The 16,660-nt window shown below is 62.9% G+C and carries 19 protein-coding genes; 13 read left to right on the forward strand and 6 right to left on the reverse strand.

The features are described 5' to 3' along the window. Positions 1–168 precede the first annotated feature (168 nt). The 4 genes from LOY50_RS27000 to LOY50_RS27015 all read right to left on the reverse strand — a co-directional run bounded on the left by LOY50_RS27000 (position 169) and on the right by LOY50_RS27015 (position 3,825). On the reverse strand, positions 169–2,229 hold the full coding sequence (locus tag LOY50_RS27000; RefSeq protein WP_258689614.1) for a methyl-accepting chemotaxis protein: 2,061 nt from the start codon (positions 2,227–2,229) through the stop codon (positions 169–171). A gap of 203 nt (positions 2,230–2,432) precedes the next feature. Beyond that, the gene (locus tag LOY50_RS27005; protein ID WP_253470165.1) at positions 2,433–2,972 is read right to left on the reverse strand and encodes a chemotaxis protein CheW; all 540 of its coding nucleotides are present in this window, start codon (positions 2,970–2,972) and stop codon (positions 2,433–2,435) included. Between the two features lie 10 nt (positions 2,973–2,982). Beyond that, on the reverse strand, positions 2,983–3,348 hold the full coding sequence (pilH, locus tag LOY50_RS27010; protein WP_018609535.1) for a twitching motility response regulator PilH: 366 nt from the start codon (positions 3,346–3,348) through the stop codon (positions 2,983–2,985). A gap of 48 nt (positions 3,349–3,396) precedes the next feature. Further along, on the reverse strand, positions 3,397–3,825 hold the full coding sequence (locus LOY50_RS27015; protein WP_003206467.1) for a PleD family two-component system response regulator: 429 nt from the start codon (positions 3,823–3,825) through the stop codon (positions 3,397–3,399). A gap of 224 nt (positions 3,826–4,049) precedes the next feature. On the opposite strand from LOY50_RS27015, the gene gshB reads away from it, so the two are divergent. From gshB to LOY50_RS27050, 7 genes are all read left to right on the forward strand, one after another. Then, complete coding sequence (gene gshB / locus LOY50_RS27020; RefSeq protein ID WP_003206468.1) at positions 4,050–5,003, forward strand: glutathione synthase; 954 nt, start codon at positions 4,050–4,052, stop codon at positions 5,001–5,003. 76 nt (positions 5,004–5,079) lie between these two features. Beyond that, on the forward strand, positions 5,080–5,976 hold the full coding sequence (locus tag LOY50_RS27025; RefSeq protein ID WP_253470167.1) for an energy transducer TonB: 897 nt from the start codon (positions 5,080–5,082) through the stop codon (positions 5,974–5,976). A 176-nt stretch (positions 5,977–6,152) separates the two neighbouring features. After that, positions 6,153–6,722, forward strand: a complete 570-nt coding sequence (locus LOY50_RS27030) for a YqgE/AlgH family protein (protein WP_003206472.1) — start codon at positions 6,153–6,155, stop codon at positions 6,720–6,722. Further along, positions 6,722–7,159, forward strand: coding sequence for a Holliday junction resolvase RuvX (gene ruvX / locus LOY50_RS27035; protein ID WP_003177497.1), 438 nt, complete (start codon positions 6,722–6,724; stop codon positions 7,157–7,159). The genes LOY50_RS27030 and ruvX overlap by 1 nt, the downstream gene beginning before the upstream one ends. 84 nt (positions 7,160–7,243) lie before the next feature. Then, on the forward strand, positions 7,244–7,750 hold the full coding sequence (gene pyrR / locus LOY50_RS27040) for a bifunctional pyr operon transcriptional regulator/uracil phosphoribosyltransferase PyrR (RefSeq protein WP_014340669.1): 507 nt from the start codon (positions 7,244–7,246) through the stop codon (positions 7,748–7,750). Between the two features lie 24 nt (positions 7,751–7,774). Continuing rightward, positions 7,775–8,779 (forward strand): aspartate carbamoyltransferase catalytic subunit, encoded by a 1,005-nt coding sequence (locus LOY50_RS27045; RefSeq protein WP_003177495.1) that lies wholly within the window; start codon positions 7,775–7,777, stop codon positions 8,777–8,779. Then, on the forward strand, positions 8,776–10,047 hold the full coding sequence (locus LOY50_RS27050; protein WP_013694464.1) for a dihydroorotase: 1,272 nt from the start codon (positions 8,776–8,778) through the stop codon (positions 10,045–10,047). The genes LOY50_RS27045 and LOY50_RS27050 overlap by 4 nt, the downstream gene beginning before the upstream one ends. Positions 10,048–10,153: 106 nt before the next feature. On the opposite strand, the gene LOY50_RS27055 is transcribed toward LOY50_RS27050, so the two are convergent. Then, the gene (locus LOY50_RS27055) at positions 10,154–10,582 is read right to left on the reverse strand and encodes a TM2 domain-containing protein (RefSeq protein WP_214509980.1); all 429 of its coding nucleotides are present in this window, start codon (positions 10,580–10,582) and stop codon (positions 10,154–10,156) included. 249 nt (positions 10,583–10,831) lie between these two features. Here LOY50_RS27055 and LOY50_RS27060 point away from each other — a divergent pair, with 249 nt between their 5' ends. Continuing rightward, complete coding sequence (locus LOY50_RS27060; RefSeq protein ID WP_258689616.1) at positions 10,832–11,443, forward strand: C40 family peptidase; 612 nt, start codon at positions 10,832–10,834, stop codon at positions 11,441–11,443. 223 nt (positions 11,444–11,666) lie between these two features. On the opposite strand, the gene LOY50_RS27065 is transcribed toward LOY50_RS27060, so the two are convergent. Continuing rightward, positions 11,667–12,701: a type IV pilus twitching motility protein PilT gene (locus LOY50_RS27065; protein WP_253470176.1), complete on the reverse strand. Its 1,035-nt coding sequence runs from the start codon at positions 12,699–12,701 to the stop codon at positions 11,667–11,669. Between the two features lie 53 nt (positions 12,702–12,754). On the opposite strand from LOY50_RS27065, the gene LOY50_RS27070 reads away from it, so the two are divergent. From LOY50_RS27070 to LOY50_RS27090, 5 genes are all read left to right on the forward strand, one after another. Continuing rightward, on the forward strand, positions 12,755–13,441 hold the full coding sequence (locus LOY50_RS27070; protein WP_258689617.1) for a YggS family pyridoxal phosphate-dependent enzyme: 687 nt from the start codon (positions 12,755–12,757) through the stop codon (positions 13,439–13,441). A gap of 35 nt (positions 13,442–13,476) precedes the next feature. Further along, complete coding sequence (gene proC / locus LOY50_RS27075) at positions 13,477–14,295, forward strand: pyrroline-5-carboxylate reductase (RefSeq protein ID WP_258689619.1); 819 nt, start codon at positions 13,477–13,479, stop codon at positions 14,293–14,295. Between the two features lie 10 nt (positions 14,296–14,305). Beyond that, positions 14,306–14,896 carry a YggT family protein gene (locus tag LOY50_RS27080; RefSeq protein WP_210641784.1) on the forward strand — a complete coding sequence of 197 codons (591 nt, stop codon included), beginning with the start codon at positions 14,306–14,308 and terminating at the stop codon, positions 14,894–14,896. Between the two features lie 5 nt (positions 14,897–14,901). Continuing rightward, positions 14,902–15,195 (forward strand): DUF167 domain-containing protein, encoded by a 294-nt coding sequence (locus LOY50_RS27085; protein ID WP_092150072.1) that lies wholly within the window; start codon positions 14,902–14,904, stop codon positions 15,193–15,195. 324 nt (positions 15,196–15,519) lie between these two features. Further along, the gene (locus tag LOY50_RS27090) at positions 15,520–16,659 is read left to right on the forward strand and encodes a homoserine O-acetyltransferase (protein WP_258689620.1); all 1,140 of its coding nucleotides are present in this window, start codon (positions 15,520–15,522) and stop codon (positions 16,657–16,659) included. Position 16,660 lies beyond the last annotated feature (1 nt).

Consider the following 16,660-nt stretch of genomic DNA (forward strand, 5'->3'; position numbering starts at 1 on the left):
TATGCCGAGGGCAAAAATAAAACCCTGTGGCGAGGGAGCTTGCTCCCGCTTGAGCGCGCAGCGCTCACAAAGTCTGTGGGGGCCGCTGCGCAGCCCAGCGGGAGCAAGCTCCCTCGCCACAAAAGCTTCCTCGCCACATGACCCTTCTCAATATGCAGATCCGGCCAGTCACGACTTGTCCTCATCCACCACAGGTGCCGCCGGCAACGTGAACCCCGACACCGAACGACGCAGCTGGCTGGCCATTTTCGCCAGGTTGCCGATGCTCTCGGCAGTGGCGGTGGAACCGGACGAGGTCTGCGAAGTGATCTGCTGGATCACGTTCATGGTCAAGGAAATCTGCCCCGCCGAGGTGGTCTGTTGCTGCGCCGCGTTGGAAATGCTCTGGATCAGCGCCGCCAGGGTCTTGGACACGCCTTCGATTTCTTCCAGGGCGACACCGGCGTCCTGGGCCAGTCGCGCACCGCGCACCACTTCGGTAGTGGTCTGTTCCATGGAAATCACCGCCTCGTTGGTGTCGGCCTGGATCGCCCGCACCAAGGTCTCGATTTGCCGGGTCGCCGCCGAAGAGCGCTCGGCCAGGCGCTGCACTTCATCGGCCACCACCGCAAACCCGCGCCCGGCATCACCGGCCATGGACGCCTGGATGGCGGCGTTGAGGGCCAGGATGTTGGTCTGGTCGGCGATATCGTCGATCAGGCTGACAATGTCGCCGATTTCCTGGGATGACTCACCCAGGCGCTTGATGCGCTTGGCGGTGTCCTGGATCTGCTCGCGAATATTGTCCATGCCATGAATGGTGTTGTGCACCACCTCGTTGCCCTTGTTGGCAATCTCCACAGACCGCTCGGCCACCGCCGACGACTCCGCGGCATTGGCCGACACCTGGTCGATGGACTGGGCCATTTCATTAATTGAAGTCGAAGCTTCGGAAATTTGCTGGGCCTGATGTTCGGAGGCCTGGGCCAGGTGCATCGCCGTGGCCTGGGTTTCCTGCACCGCAGCGGCGACCTGGCCGGCGGTGAGGTTGATGGTCGCCACCAGGTCTCGCAGTTGGTCCACCGAGTAGTTGATGGAGTCGGCGATGGTGCCGGTGAAGTCCTCGGTGACCGAGGCCGTGACGGTCAGGTCGCCATCGGCCAGGTCTTCGATCTCATCCAGCAACCGCATGATCGCGTTCTGGTTGCGCTCGTTCTTTTGTGCGGTTTCGTGCAACTGGCGGTTGGTTTCGCGGACCATCACCAGGCCAATCAGGATGATCGACATCAGCGCCAGCAAACCCAGCACATAGCCGCCGATGGTATTGATGGAGCGCCCGCCGGCGAGGTTTTCGAAGGCCGTGGCCAGGTGCGAAGCCTCGTCGAGCAGGGTCTGCGACAGGTTGAAGATGTTGCCGGCCGATTCGCGGACCTTGAACAGCTCCGGGGAGGTCTCGAGGATTTCGTCCACCGAGCCGGAGACGAACTCGAAGAGCTCGCTGATTTCGCTCAGGCGTGCCCGGGCATCGCGGTCCTGGACCTGGGATATCTTCAGGGCCGGGTCACCTTGCAACATGCCATTGAGCACCTGGCCAAAACGCGCGGCGTCGCGACCGAAGGTGTCGGCGGCCTGGCTGGCGTTTTCGTCCCCCGCCAGCACGGTATTCACCGCGCCGAGGATTCGTTCGGCCAGCAGCGACTGACGCTGGGCCATGGCCACCTGGGCGGCCGGCGCACCGCGTTGCAGCAGGATCTCGACGACTTTTTCGTACTCGACCTGCAACTGCGGCACGGTTTCGGCCAGGGTCGCCGCCACCTGGTGCAACGACAGCACGGTCTGTTCGCTGGAGAGGATGGCATCGGTGTTCTTGAGCAGGCGCTCCCAATCCAGCTGCACCGCGCGCATCTGCGGACGCAGGGTGGCCGGCGCAGGGGGCAGGCCGGTCACCGGGTCGCCCTGTTTCAGGGAGCCCCAGCGCTGGGCGAAGTCATTGCGCGCATCGCTCAGCAGCTTGAACGCCGCGGGCTTGCCGGCGGCGGCCTCGGTGGCGTTCTTGGCGATGCGCTGGGACAGCACCCGCAGCTCACCGGCATGGCCGATGTACTGTTTGTCATAGGTGGATTGGGTGTTGAGGTAGGCGAAGTTGGCGAACAGCAGCATGATGAAGACGATCAGCGCGACGAACAGCACGATGATCTGCGAACGACTGCGCGACGCTTCCAGTGGCTTGCCTGTTTTTGCTTTGATCATCGGTTCTCGCCTGTACTGCCCAATCCAACTTACTGCTATTAACTGTAGTGTTGTGCAGTCTGCTCAATCAGTGTGGCTCTGTGGGAGCAAGGCTTGCCCGCGATGAGAACGACACAGTTTTTTCGTCAACCGAGGCGCAGCCATCGCGAGCAAGCTTTGCTCCCACAGGTTTGCTCCCTCAAGGGGGCCTGCGCTGCATCTCGTTAAATCGCCACATCCATGAACCCCGGCGACCGCGCCAGGGCAAACGGGCTGAACACTTGCCACTCGCGCTCGCCGCCAAACCGGCCCCGGACGAAGGCCGCTTCCGGGCCGTCGAGGTCGTCCACCAGCGTCGGTTCCAGGCTGTCCTGGGCAAAATGCTGCAGCCCAAGGACCTCGTCCACCAGCAACCCGGCGAACACCTCGTCGTGATCCACCACCAACACGCGCCGCTGCTTGCGCACGGTCGACAGCTCGTGGCCAAAGAACCCGCACAAGTCCATCAACGGCAACAAGCGCCCGCGCAGGTTAGCCACTCCACGCACCCACGGCTTGACCCCGGGCAAATGCGTGTGACGTGGTTCGTGCAGCACTTCGCTGACTTCGCCCATCGGCGCCACGTACCAGTGCTCGCCCAAGCGAAAGCCGATGCCGCTCCAACCGGCGCGATGGGTCGGCTGGGAGGGCAGGTCCGCCCCCAGCAACCGGCAGCGCCGGTCGATCTGCAGCAGCAGTTCGAATGCGGTCAAGGATTGGCTCATGGCCGTGCCGTCAACCCGCCAGCACTTTGTTCAGGGTCGCGATCAGGGTTTCTTCGTCCACCGGTTTGGTCAGGTAGTCCTTCGCCCCTTGGCGCGTGCCCCAGACCTTGTCGGTGTCCTGGTCCTTGGTGGTGATGATGATCACGGGGATGTGGCCGGTGTCCGGGTCCTTGGTCAGCTGGCGCGTGGCCTGGAAACCGTTGAGGCCGGGCATGACGATGTCCATCAGCACCGCATCGGGTTTTTCCTGGCGGGCCAGGGCCACGCCATCGGCGCCATTCTCGGCCTTAAGGACCTCGTGGCCGTGCTTTTCCAGCATGCCGGTCAGTTTGTACATTTCAGTCGGCGAATCATCGACGATCAGAACTCGTGCCATGGTGTTCCCCATTTTCTTGTTGACCCCAGGCCCGTTGGCCAAGTGTCATTAATGTGCCTGGTGCGGCTGGACAGCGGCAAAGCCCGGAACATGGGCCTGTATCGCGCCCAGCAGTTCTTCCTTGCTGAACGGCTTGGTCAAAAACTGATCGGAACCGACGATGCGTCCCTTGGCCTTGTCGAACAACCCGTCGCGGGACGACAGCATGATCACCGGCGTGGCCTTGAACGCGCTGTTGTTCTTGATCAGGGCACAGGTCTGGTAGCCATCCAGGCGCGGCATCATGATGTCGACAAAAATGATGCCCGGATGATGGTCGGCGATCTTGGCCAGGGCATCGAAGCCATCGACGGCCGTGATCACCTCGCAGCCCACGTTGCGCAGCAAGGTTTCGGCGGTGCGGCGGATGGTCTTCGAGTCGTCGATGACCATGACCTTCAAGGCGCTGGGTTGCTGCTGCGTGAGATGCTCTGCCATTGCCACTGCGAACCGGTTTTTAACGCGTAAGTGTGATCGACAGCGCAAACCCTTGATGTTCAAGGCCCGCACGTCACATGGCAGCCTTTTTAGCACAGTCTCCATCGCCGATCTATCGGCCGCTCGGCGCGGTGGTTTTTCCTTGACCGCCAATCTTCCGGGCGCCACTCTGACGCCACTTTTTCGCACCAATATGTGCCCATCACATTTCGAGGAACCAAGCCATGAGCGTACGCGTCGGCATTGTCATGGACCCTATCGCCAGCATTTCCTATAAAAAGGATAGCTCGCTGGCCATGCTGCTGGCCGCTCAGAAGCGCGGCTGGGAGCTGTTCTACATGGAACAGCGCGACCTCTACCAGGCCGAAGGCCAGGCTCGGGCGCGGATGAAACCGCTGAAAGTCTTCGCCAACCCCGAGAAGTGGTTTGAGCTGGGCACCGAGAGCGACGCGCTGCTGAGCGACCTGGACGTGATCCTGATGCGCAAGGATCCGCCGTTCGACATGGAGTTCGTGTATTCCACCTACCTGTTGGAACAGGCTGAAAACGCCGGTGTGCTGGTGGTCAACAAGCCCCAGAGCCTGCGCGACTGCAACGAAAAGCTGTTCGCCACGCTGTTCCCGCAGTGCACGCCACCGACCATCGTCAGCCGTCGTCCGGACGTGTTGCGCGAATTTGCCGACCATCACGGCGACGTGATCCTCAAGCCCCTGGACGGCATGGGCGGCTCCTCGATCTTCCGGCACACCGCCGGCCACCCGAACCTCTCGGTGATCCTGGAAACCCTGACCTTGCACGGCAAGCAGCAGATCATGATCCAGGGTTACCTGCCGGCCATCGTCGATGGCGACAAACGCATCCTGATGATCGACGGCGAACCGGTGGACTATTGCCTGGCGCGCATCCCGGCAGCCGGCGAAACCCGTGGCAACCTGGCGGCTGGCGGGCGTGGCGAGGCGCGTCCGTTGACTGACAAGGATCGCTGGATCGCCGCCCAGGTCGGCCCGACCCTGCGCGAAAAAGGCCTGTTGTTCGTGGGCCTGGACGTGATCGGCGAGCACCTGACGGAAATCAACGTCACCAGCCCGACCTGCATCCGCGAGATCGACAATGCCTTTGGCACCGACATCGGTGGCATGCTGATGGATGCCATCGATCAGAAGCTCAAGGCTCGTTGATCCAGATCTGCTGAAGGAAACCCACATTGCGTTATCATGCCCGGCCTGAAAAAAACGCGATGTTGGTTTCCTTGTCATGACGCTCCCGTCCGATCTGCCCCAAGAGCTCGCCCATCGTGGCGTGCGCCCGGCTGATCGCCTCGGTTTTACCCTGTTCCTGGCGGCGCTGATCCACCTGGCCCTGCTGCTGGGCGTCGGTTTTGCCACGGTCGAGCCCAAGCAGATCAGCCAGACCCTGGAAATCACCCTGGCCACCTTCAAGAGCGAGACCAAGCCCAAGAAGGCCGACTTCCTCGCCCAGGACAACCAGCAAGGCAGCGGCACCCTGGAAAAAAAGGCGATCCCCAAGACCACCGAGATCGCGCCGTTCCAGGACACCAAGGTACAAAAAGTCACCCCGCCGCCGGCCGCCAAGCCCGAGGTGCAGGAGACGGCGCCCAAGGCCGCCGTGACCACCGTGGCGCCGAAGCCGAAAAAGGCCCCGGCCAAGGAAGAGGTCAAGCCTGATCCCAAGCCCAGGGCCCCCGAGCCCACCTTCGACAGCTCACAGTTGTCCAGCGACATCGCCAGCCTGGAAGCCGAACTGGCCCAGGAGCAACAGCTCTACGCCAAGCGCCCGCGCATCCACCGCCTGAGCGCCGCCTCGACCATGCGCGACAAGGGCGCCTGGTACAAGGACGAATGGCGCAAGAAGGTCGAGCGCATCGGCAACCTCAACTACCCCGACGAAGCGCGGCGCAAACAGATCTACGGCAACCTGCGGCTAATGGTCTCGATCAACCGCGACGGCTCGCTGTATGAAGTGCTGGTGCTCGAATCTTCCGGCCAGCCGCTTTTGGACCAGGCCGCCCAACGGATCGTGCGCCTGGCCGCACCGTTCGCGCCGTTTACCGGGGACCTGTCGGACATCGACCGGCTGGAAATCATCCGCACCTGGAAGTTCGCCCGTGGCGACAAGCTTTCCAGTAACTGATTGACCGCCCAATCCCTTGTGGGAGCGAGCTTGCTCGCGATAGCGGACGGTCAGTCGACCTCTGTGTTGAATGATCAATTGCTATCGCGAGCAAGCTCGCTCCCACAGGGGATTGGTGACAGTCTCAGGTATTTCCTGGCTTGTCAGTTCGCCCCCGCCCCGCCACACTAGCGCCTATGAAAAACGTCAGCCCCACCTACCTCAAGCATCACTTCCTGATTGCCATGCCGCACATGGCCGATCCGAATTTTGCCCACACCTTGACCTACATCGTCGAGCACACGGCCAATGGGGCCATGGGGCTGGTAATCAATCGCCCACAGGAATTGAACCTGGCGGACATCCTGGAGCAGTTGCGCCCCGAAGTGGAACCGCCACTCTTGTGCCAGCACGTGCCGATTTTCATCGGCGGCCCGGTGCAGACCGACCGCGGTTTCGTGCTCCATCCGTCGGGCCCCAAATACCAGGCCACTGTGGATCTGGACGGGGTATCACTGTCCACCTCCCAGGACGTGCTGTTCGCCATCGCCGACGGCGTCGGCCCGGAGAAAAGCCTGATCGCCCTCGGCTATGCCGGTTGGGAACCCGGGCAACTGGAAGCCGAACTGGCCGACAACGCCTGGCTGACCTGCCCGTTCGACGCCGACATCCTGTTCAACACCAGCAGCGAACTGCGCCTGGAAGCGGCAGCCAGCCGGTTGGGGGTCAACCTCAGCCTGCTCACCAGCCAGGCAGGACACGCCTGATGGCCCTGCGCTTGCTGCTGGGCTTCGATTACGGCACCAAACAGATCGGCGTAGCGGTCGGCCAGGTCATTACCGGCCAGGCCCGCGAGTTGTGCACCTTGAAGGCGCAGAATGGCGTTCCGGACTGGAACCAGGTCGAAGCGCTGATCAAGGAGTGGAAACCCGATGCCGTGGTGGTCGGCCTGCCGCTGAACATGGACGGCACGCCCAGCGACATGTGCCTGCGCGCCGAAAAGTTCGCCCGCCGGCTCAACGGCCGCTACAACCTGCCCTTCTATACCCATGACGAGCGCCTGACCACCTTCGAGGCCAAAGGCGAGCGCCTGGTGCGTGGCGGGCAGAAAGGCAGTTACCGCGACAACCCGGTGGACGCCATCGCCGCCGCCCTGCTGCTGCAAGGTTGGCTCGACGCCAACGCCGCCCTGTTCGAAACCTGATTTTTTGAAAGCGCCGCCAAGGCGCTTTCTCTTAGCGATAGACCGCGCCACTCACCACCGGCCCGGGAACCTGAAGGAGCCAGCATGAGCCTGCCCAATCCTGCCGAACTGATCAGCCAGATGGCGATTCGTCTCAAGGCACACCTGGAACACCGCGGCATCAGCGAGCCGCGCTACATCGGTATTCGCACCGGTGGCGTCTGGGTCGCCCAGGCCTTGCTCGAAGCACTGGGCAGCCAATCGCCACTGGGCACCCTGGACGTGTCCTTCTACCGCGACGACTTCAGCCAGAACGGCCTGCACCCGCAAGTGCGCCCCTCGGCCCTGCCGTTCGAGATCGAAGGCCAGCACCTGGTGCTGATCGACGACGTGCTGATGAGTGGCCGGACCATCCGCGCCGCCATGAACGAACTGTTCGACTACGGCCGCCCGGCCAGCGTGACGCTGGTGTGCCTGTTGGACCTGGACGCCGCCGAGCTGCCGATCCGGCCGAACGTGGTCGGCGCGACGCTGACGCTGGCCGCTCATGAGCGAGTCAAGCTCTCCGGCCCGTCGCCGCTGCAACTCGAACTGCAAGACCTTGCCCTTTAACTGCCCTTGTAAGAGTCCATCGCGATGACGCCTCTCGAAACCAAGCGCCCGCTGCAGCTCAACGATCAGGGCCAGCTGCGGCACTTCCTGTCCCTCGACGGCCTGCGCCGCGAGCTGCTGACGGAAATCCTCGACACTGCCGACTCGTTCCTCGAAGTCGGTGCCCGGGCGGTGAAAAAAGTCCCGTTGCTGCGCGGCAAGACCGTGTGCAACGTGTTCTTCGAAAACTCCACCCGCACCCGCACCACCTTCGAACTGGCGGCCCAGCGGCTGTCGGCGGACGTGATCACCCTCAACGTGTCCACATCCTCGGCGAGCAAGGGTGAAACCCTGCTCGACACCCTGCGCAACCTCGAAGCCATGGCCGCCGACATGTTCGTCGTGCGCCACGGCGACTCCGGCGCAGCGCATTTCATTGCCGAACACGTCTGCCCGCAAGTGGCGATCATCAACGGCGGCGACGGCCGTCACGCCCACCCGACCCAGGGCATGCTGGACATGCTGACCATCCGTCGGCACAAGGGCAGCTTCGAAAACCTGTCGGTGGCCATCGTCGGCGACATCCTGCACTCGCGGGTGGCCCGTTCGAACATGCTGGCCCTCAAGACCCTCGGCTGCCCGGACATCCGCGTAATCGCGCCGAAGACCCTGCTGCCCATCGGCGTCGAGCAATACGGCGTGAAGGTCTACACCGACATGACCGAAGGCCTCAAGGATGTGGACGTGGTGATCATGCTGCGCCTGCAACGCGAGCGCATGACCGGCGGCCTGCTGCCCAGCGAAGGCGAGTTCTACCGCCTGTTCGGCCTGACCACCGCACGCCTGGCCGGGGCCAAGCCGGACGCTATCGTCATGCACCCGGGGCCGATCAACCGCGGCGTGGAGATCGAGTCGGCGGTGGCCGACGGGCCGCACTCGGTGATTCTCAACCAGGTGACCTACGGCATCGCCATCCGCATGGCCGTGCTGTCCATGGCCATGAGCGGGCAAACGGCCCAGCGCCAATTCGACCAGGAGAACGCCCAGTGAAGCTCAGCATTCTCGGCGCACGCGTGATCGATCCAGCCAGTGGCCTGGATCAAGTGACTGATATCCATATCGATGCCTGCAAGATCGTCGCCCTTGGCGCGGCGCCGGCCGGTTTCGTCGCGGTCGAGACCCTCGACGCCCAAGGCCTGGTGGCCGCTCCGGGCCTGGTGGACCTGAACGTCGCCCTGCGCGAACCGGGCTACAGTCGCAAAGGCAGTATCGTCAGCGAAACCCGGGCCGCCGCTGCCGGTGGCGTGACCAGCCTGTGCTGCCCGCCGCAGACCAAACCGGTACTGGACACTTCGGCCGTGGCCGAACTGATCCTCGACCGTGCCCGCGAGGCCGGCAACACCAAGGTCTTCCCGATTGGCGCACTGAGCAAGGGCCTGGACGGCGAGCAACTGGCCGAACTCATCGCCCTGCGGGATGCCGGTTGCGTGGCATTCGGCAACGGCCTGAACAGTTTCCGCAACACCCGCACCCTGTGCCGCGCCCTGGAATACGCGGCGACCTTTGGCCTGACGGTGATCTTCAACTCCCAGGACCACGACCTGGCCGAAGGTGGCCTGGCCCACGAAGGCCCGACCGCCAGTTTCCTCGGCCTGCCAGGCATCCCGGAAACCGCCGAGACCGTGGCCCTGGCCCGAGACCTGCTGTTGGTCGAGCAAAGCGGCGTGCGCGCCCACTTCAGCCAGTTGACCAGTGCTCGCGGTGCGGCACTGATCGCCCAGGCCCAGGCCCGCGGCTTGCCAGTAACCGCCGATGTGGCGCTGTACCAGTTGATCCTGACCGACGAAGCGCTGATCGATTTCAACAGCGTCTACCACGTCCAGCCGCCACTGCGCACCCGCGCCGACCGCGATGGCCTGCGTGAGGCGGTGAAGTCCGGGGTGATCTCGGCCATCTCCAGCCATCACCAACCCCATGAGCGCGATGCCAAGCTGGCGCCGTTCGGCGCCACCGAGCCGGGCATCAGCAGCGTCGAACTGCTGCTGCCGCTGGCCCTGACGCTGGTGGAAGATGGTTTGCTGGACCTGCCGACCCTGCTGGCACGCCTGAGCGCCGGCCCGGCCCAGGCGCTGCAGCTGCCGGCGGGGAAACTCGCGGTTGGCGCCGCGGCGGACCTCGTGCTGTTCGACCCTGCCGCCTCCACCGTGGCCGGTGAAGCCTGGCGCTCCAAGGGTGACAACTGCCCGTTCCTCGGCCATAGCCTGCCGGGTGTGGTGCGTTACACCCTGATGGATGGGAGGATTACCCACCAGGCCTGATACCGCGCCGCGCCTATCGCGAGCAAGCTCGCTCCCACAGGTGGATCTTTGGTGAACCTCGATCCAGTGTGGGAGCGAGCTTGCTCGCGATGCAGGCGACCCGGTCTTACTGAAAAGCCCCACGCTTCTGCGCATTACGGATCGACACCTGATCATTCAGCGTCCAGAAGTCATACAGCACCCCCAGGAAAAACACCCCGCCAGTCAGCAGGTAAAGGATCCCGCTGAGCCATTTGCCCTGGTACATGCGGTGTACGCCCAGCACCCCGAGAAACGTCAGCAGAATCCACGCCACGCTGTATTCGATAGGCCCCGGGGTGAAACGCAGGCCCGCTTCGCGATCCATTGCCGGGATCAGGAACAGGTCGATCAACCAGCCAATGCCCAGCAGGCCGAAGGTGAAGAACCAGATCGTGCCCGTGACCGGCTTGCCGTAATAGAAACGATGGGCACCGGTGAACCCGAAAATCCACAGCAGATACCCAATGACCTTGCTGTGAGTATCGCGGATTGCATCCTGCTGATAGCTGTTCATGAATGGCCTCTTTTGCCTCGATAGATAAATTTTTTCGGAGTTTTTGTGACTTTTTCGTGTCTGGCCGACAAGCGGTCCTGGGCGACTCGGACCGGCGAAAGCCCCGTGGCATAGGGGTTCTGTCGGACAATCAGGTCAATTTGTCGCATTTCGCTGGGTTTTGCGCTGCGTTTCGAATCGACAAACGGCCTCGGAAACGCAAAAAAAGCTGTTATAAAGTTGCGCGCTAACCTTTAAGAGCCTTGCCTAATGCGTCCATTTTTCAAGACATGGCTAACCATTTGCCTATTATTGCCACTGGCCGCCCACGCCACCAATCGTGAGCAACGTCTTCCCAACGTCAACGGCTATACCCCGAAATCCCATGTCTCTGCTTCCTTGAGCAAGGACAAGCCCGGCGCCCAGCACTTGAGCACGACCAACAGCAAGCTGGTCCCGCCGATGGCGACCAAAACGAGCAGCAATGTGTTGAGTCGCGCCGTGAATGTACTTGGCACACCTTATCGTTGGGGCGGCAGTAGCCCAAGTAAAGGTTTCGATTGCAGCGGACTGGTGAAATACGCCTTCAACGACGCCACCTTCGACCTGCCGCGCACCTCCAACGCCATGGCCGCCGGTCATGGCGAGAAAGTCGAGCGCAAGGACCTCAAGCCCGGTGACCTGATCTTCTTCAAGCTCAAGAGCCGCCGGGTCAACCACGTGGCCATCTACCTGGGCAACGACCGCTTCATCCACGCCCCACGCCGTGGCAAGTCGGTGAGCATCGACACCCTGAACAAGCCGTACTGGGACACCCACTACGTGGTGGCCAAGCGCGTGCTGCCGAAAGAGCCGGGGGCGATGCGCGTGGTTCAGCGCTGACTCAAGGTGTACATGGCCCCTGTGGCGAGGGAGCTTGCTCCCGCTGGGCTCTGTAGGAGCTGGCGAAGCCTGCGATCTTTTGATCTTGATCTTTCGCTCTCGACTCAATTATCTGGGACAAGATCGCAGCCTCGTTGCACTCGACAGCTCCTACAGGGCCGCTCCGCGCCCCAGCGGGAGCAAGCTCCCTCGCCACAAAAGCGGTGCTGCCTTCCTGCTGCCTCTAGAAGTTATCCGGCGTACGCGCCCGCTCCCGCGCATGTTCGCGGCTGATCAGCCCCTTGTTCACCAAGTCCTTCAGGCACATGTCCAGCGTCTGCATCCCCAGCGAACCGCCGGTCTGGATCGCCGAGTACATCTGCGCCACCTTGTCTTCACGGATCAGGTTCCGAATGGCCGAGGTGCCCAGCATGATTTCATGCGCCGCGATCCGGCCGCCGCCGATTTTCTTGACCAGCGTCTGGGAAATCACCGCCTGCAACGATTCCGACAACATCGAGCGAACCATGGACTTCTCGTCACCGGGGAAGACGTCCACCACCCGATCAATGGTCTTGGCCGCCGACGTGGTGTGCAGGGTGCCGAACACCAGGTGCCCGGTTTCCGCGGCGGTCAGCGCCAGGCGAATGGTTTCCAGGTCGCGCATCTCTCCCACCAGGATCACGTCCGGGTCCTCCCGCAGGGCCGAACGCAGGGCCGTGGAAAAACCCTGGGTGTCGCGGTGCACCTCACGCTGGTTGATCAGGCATTTGCGCGGTTCGTGAACGAATTCGATGGGGTCTTCGATGGTGAGAATGTGATGGTGCTTGTGGCTGTTCAAGTAATCGATCATGGCCGCCAGGGTGGTGGACTTGCCTGAACCGGTCGGCCCGGTCACCAACACCAGCCCGCGCGGCGATTCGGTCACCTTGCGAAACACCTCGCCCATCCCCAGGTCTTCCATGGTCAGGACTTTCGACGGAATGGTGCGAAACACCGCCCCCGCACCGCGATTCTGGTTGAAGGCGTTGACCCGGAACCGTGCGACGCCCGGCACGTCGAAGGAAAAATCGGTCTCCAGAAACTTTTCGTAATCTACTCGTTGCCGGTCGTTCATGATGTCGTAGATCAGTTCATGAACCTGCTTGTGGTCCAATGCCGGCAGGTTGATGCGCCTGACATCGCCATCGACGCGGATCATCGGTGGCAGCCCGGCGGACAGGTGCAGGTCCGACGCGCCCTGCTTGGCGCTGAACGCCAGTAACTCAGTGATATCCATAGCGCTCCTCAATTCCAGTAGAATGCCGCGAACCTCACCGCTGGCGCTTCTTTATGTCCACGATAGCAGACAACATCGCTCAGGTTAGTTCGCGCATCCGCGCTGCGGAGCAGGCCGCCCAGCGCGCCGAACACAGTGTCAAACTGCTGGCCGTGAGCAAGACCAAACCCGTCCAGGCCTTGCGCGAAGCCTATGCCGCCGGCCTGCGGGACTTCGGCGAGAACTACCTGCAAGAAGCCTTGGGCAAACAGCTCGAACTGACCGACCTGCCCTTGATCTGGCACTTCATCGGCCCCATTCAATCGAACAAGACGCGCGCTATCGCCGAACATTTCGACTGGGTGCATTCCGTGGATCGCTTGAAAATTGCACAGCGTCTGTCCGAGCAGCGTCCGGCCGACTTGCCACCGCTGAACATCTGCATCCAGGTCAACGTCAGCGGTGAAGCCAGCAAATCCGGCTGCACCCCAGCGGACCTGCCCGCCCTGACCAGCGCCATCAGCGCCCTGCCCCGCCTGAAACTGCGCGGGTTGATGGCGATTCCCGAACCCACCGAAGACCGCGCCGCCCAGGATGCTGCCTTCGCCGCAGTCCAACGCTTGCAAGCCAGCCTGGCGCTACCGCTGGACACCCTTTCCATGGGCATGAGCCACGACCTTGAGTCGGCCATTGCCCAAGGCGCCACTTGGGTACGCATCGGTACGGCCCTGTTTGGCGCCCGCGACTACGGTCAATCCTGAAACATGGCCGACTCATCTCTTTATAAGGACCTGTCATGAGCAACACGCGTATTGCCTTCATCGGCGCCGGCAACATGGCCGCCAGCCTGATCGGCGGCCTGCGGGCCAAGGGCCTGGACGCTTCTTTGATTCGCGCCAGCGATCCGGGTGAAGAGACCCGCACCCGGGTGAGCAGCGAGCACGGCATCGAAACCTTCGCCGACAACGCCCAGGCCATCGACGGCGCGGACGTCATCGTGCTGGCGGTCAAGCCGCAGGCGATGAAAACCGTCTGCGCGGCCCTGCGCCCAAGCCTCAAGCCTCATCAACTGGTGGTGTCGATTGCCGCCGGTATCACGTGCGCCAGCATGAACAACTGGCTCGGCGAGCAGCCGATCGTACGCTGCATGCCCAACACCCCGGCGCTGCTGCGCCAGGGCGTCAGCGGCCTGTTCGCCACTTCCCAAGTGTCCGCCGCACAACGCCAGCAGGCCGAGGAGCTGCTGTCGGCTGTCGGCCTGGCACTGTGGCTGGACACCGAACAGCAACTGGACGCCGTTACCGCCGTCTCCGGCTCGGGCCCGGCGTACTTCTTCCTGCTGATCGAAGCCATGACTGCCGCCGGCGAGAAACTCGGCCTGCCCCGGGAAACCGCCGCCAGGCTGACCTTGCAGACCGCCCTCGGTGCCGCGCACATGGCGGTGTCCAGCGACGTCGATGCCGCCGAACTGCGCCGCCGCGTTACCTCGCCGGCCGGCACCACTGAAGCGGCCATCAAATCGTTCCAGGCCGGGGGCTTCGAAGCCCTGGTGGAAAAAGCACTCGGCGCCGCCGCGCACCGCTCGGCCGAAATGGCCGAACAACTGGGCCAATAAGGAGTTATTCATGATTGGATTGAACACTGCAGCGGTCTACGTGCTGCAAACCCTCGGCAGCCTGTACCTGCTGATCGTGCTGCTGCGCTTCGTGCTGCAACTGGTGCGCGCCAACTTCTACAACCCGCTGTGCCAGTTCATCGTCAAGGCCACCCAGCCACTGCTCAAGCCCCTGCGCCGGATCATCCCGAGCCTGTTCGGCCTGGACATGTCGTCGCTGGTCCTGGCGATCCTCGTGCAACTGGCGCTGATGGCCCTGACCCTGCTGCTGACCTATGGCACCACCGGCAACCCGCTGCAACTGCTGATCTGGTCGATCATTGGCGTGACCGCGCTGTTCCTGAAGATTTTCTTCTTCGCCCTGATCATCAGCGTGATCCTGTCGTGGGTCGCGCCGGGCAGCCATAACCCGGGCGCCGAGCTGGTGAACCAGATCTGCGAGCCGGCCCTGGCGCCGTTCCGCCGCATCGTGCCGAACCTCGGCGGCCTGGATATCTCGCCGATCCTGGCGTTCATGGTGCTCAAGCTGATCGACATGCTGGTGATCAATAACCTGGCGGCGATGACCATGATGCCGGAAATCCTGCGCCTGCTGATCTGACCCAGGTGAGCTACTTTCGCTGGGACGGTGACGACCTGATCCTGGAGTGTCACCTGCAACCGGCAGCCCGCAGCGATGATTTCGCCGGGCTGCACGGTGACCGCCTGAAGATCCGCCTCACCGCCCCGCCGGTCGAGGGCAAGGCCAACGCTTACCTGATGGCGTTCCTGGCCAAGGCGTTTGGCGTGTCCAAGAGCCAGGTCAGCCTGATCAGCGGCGAATTGAACCGGCAGAAACGGGTGCGCATTCATTCGCCGAAGAAACTGCCGGAGTTGCCGGGCCTCGTCCGGCCAACCTGATCCGGCTTGGATCGGGGGCATGGTTAACCCTGTGGCGAGGAAGCTTGCTCCCGCTGGGCCGCACCTGTAGGAGCTGCCGGAGGCTCGGGCCGCGTTCGGACGATCTTTTGATCTTGATCTGTTGTGCGTTCACTCACGACTCAATTGTCTGGGGAAAGATCGCAGCCTCGTTGCACTCGACAGCTCCTACAGGGCCGCTTCGCGCCCCAGCGGGAGCAAGCTCCCTCGCCACAAAAACAACGGCGGACAATCAGCGGCGCCTTTGCTTGCCGCCTGCCACAGCGGTCTTTAGACTTACGCCTCATTTCAACGCGAGCAGGGTCGATGCCAGCTGCCTTTCCCCCCGATTCCGTTGGTCTGGTGACGCCGCAAATGGCGCATTTCAGCGAGCCCCTGGCCCTGGCCTGCGGCCGTTCGTTGCCAGCCTATGACCTGATCTACGAAACCTACGGCACCCTCAATGCCACGGCGAGCAATGCCGTGCTGATTTGCCACGCCTTGTCGGGGCATCACCACGCCGCCGGCTACCACAGCGTCGACGACCGCAAGCCCGGCTGGTGGGATAGCTGCATCGGCCCGGGCAAGCCCATCGACACCAGCAAGTTCTTCGTGATCAGCCTGAACAACCTGGGCGGCTGCAACGGTTCCACCGGCCCCAGCAGCCTCAACCCGGACACCGGCAAACCTTTCGGCGCCGATTTCCCGGTGCTGACCGTGGAAGACTGGGTTCACAGCCAGGCACGCCTGGCCGATCGCCTCGGGGTCGGCCAGTGGGCCGCCGTGATCGGTGGCAGCCTGGGGGGCATGCAGGCCCTGCAATGGACCATCACCTACCCGGACCGCGTGCGCCACTGCCTGGCAATCGCCTCGGCGCCCAAGCTGTCGGCGCAGAACATCGCCTTCAACGAAGTGGCGCGCCAGGCGATCCTCACCGACCCGGAGTTCCATGGCGGCTCGTTCCAGGAACACGGCGTGATCCCCAAGCGCGGGCTGATGCTGGCGCGGATGGTCGGGCACATCACCTACCTGTCCGACGACTCCATGGGCGAGAAATTCGGCCGTGGCCTCAAGAGCGAAAAGCTCAACTACGACTTCCACAGCGTCGAGTTCCAGGTCGAGAGCTACCTGCGTTATCAGGGTGAAGAGTTCTCCGGGCGTTTCGACGCCAACACGTACCTGTTGATGACCAAGGCACTGGACTACTTCGATCCGGCGGCGAACTTCGACGATAACCTGGCGAAAACCTTCGCCAACGCCACCGCCAAGTTCTGCGTGATGTCGTTCACCACCGACTGGCGCTTCTCCCCGGCGCGCTCGCGGGAGCTGGTGGACGCGCTGATGGCTGCGCGCAAGGACGTCTGCTACCTGGAAATCGACGCGCCCCAGGGTCACGACGCCTTTTTGATCCCGATCCCGCGCTACCTGCAGGCGTTCGGCAACTACATGAACCGTATAACGCTGTGAG

Origin of the sequence: Pseudomonas sp. B21-010 (assembly GCF_024749325.1) — a bacterium.
Taxonomy (GTDB): domain Bacteria; phylum Pseudomonadota; class Gammaproteobacteria; order Pseudomonadales; family Pseudomonadaceae; genus Aquipseudomonas; species Aquipseudomonas kilonensis.

Excerpts from the sequence above, each read along its gene's own strand:
- LOY50_RS27000 (WP_258689614.1), bottom strand. The coding sequence starts at position 2,229 with ATGATCAAAGCAAAAACAGGCAAGCCACTGGAAGCGTCGCGCAGTCGT.
- LOY50_RS27005 (WP_253470165.1), bottom strand. The coding sequence starts at position 2,972 with ATGAGCCAATCCTTGACCGCATTCGAACTGCTGCTGCAGATCGACCGG.
- pilH (WP_018609535.1), bottom strand. The coding sequence starts at position 3,348 with ATGGCACGAGTTCTGATCGTCGATGATTCGCCGACTGAAATGTACAAA.
- LOY50_RS27015 (WP_003206467.1), bottom strand. The coding sequence starts at position 3,825 with ATGGCAGAGCATCTCACGCAGCAGCAACCCAGCGCCTTGAAGGTCATG.
- gshB (WP_003206468.1), top strand. The coding sequence starts at position 4,050 with ATGAGCGTACGCGTCGGCATTGTCATGGACCCTATCGCCAGCATTTCC.
- LOY50_RS27025 (WP_253470167.1), top strand. The coding sequence starts at position 5,080 with ATGACGCTCCCGTCCGATCTGCCCCAAGAGCTCGCCCATCGTGGCGTG.
- LOY50_RS27030 (WP_003206472.1), top strand. The coding sequence starts at position 6,153 with ATGAAAAACGTCAGCCCCACCTACCTCAAGCATCACTTCCTGATTGCC.
- ruvX (WP_003177497.1), top strand. The coding sequence starts at position 6,722 with ATGGCCCTGCGCTTGCTGCTGGGCTTCGATTACGGCACCAAACAGATC.
- pyrR (WP_014340669.1), top strand. The coding sequence starts at position 7,244 with ATGAGCCTGCCCAATCCTGCCGAACTGATCAGCCAGATGGCGATTCGT.
- LOY50_RS27045 (WP_003177495.1), top strand. The coding sequence starts at position 7,775 with ATGACGCCTCTCGAAACCAAGCGCCCGCTGCAGCTCAACGATCAGGGC.
- LOY50_RS27055 (WP_214509980.1), bottom strand. The coding sequence starts at position 10,582 with ATGAACAGCTATCAGCAGGATGCAATCCGCGATACTCACAGCAAGGTC.
- LOY50_RS27060 (WP_258689616.1), top strand. The coding sequence starts at position 10,832 with ATGCGTCCATTTTTCAAGACATGGCTAACCATTTGCCTATTATTGCCA.
- LOY50_RS27065 (WP_253470176.1), bottom strand. The coding sequence starts at position 12,701 with ATGGATATCACTGAGTTACTGGCGTTCAGCGCCAAGCAGGGCGCGTCG.
- LOY50_RS27070 (WP_258689617.1), top strand. The coding sequence starts at position 12,755 with ATGTCCACGATAGCAGACAACATCGCTCAGGTTAGTTCGCGCATCCGC.
- proC (WP_258689619.1), top strand. The coding sequence starts at position 13,477 with ATGAGCAACACGCGTATTGCCTTCATCGGCGCCGGCAACATGGCCGCC.
- LOY50_RS27080 (WP_210641784.1), top strand. The coding sequence starts at position 14,306 with ATGATTGGATTGAACACTGCAGCGGTCTACGTGCTGCAAACCCTCGGC.
- LOY50_RS27090 (WP_258689620.1), top strand. The coding sequence starts at position 15,520 with ATGCCAGCTGCCTTTCCCCCCGATTCCGTTGGTCTGGTGACGCCGCAA.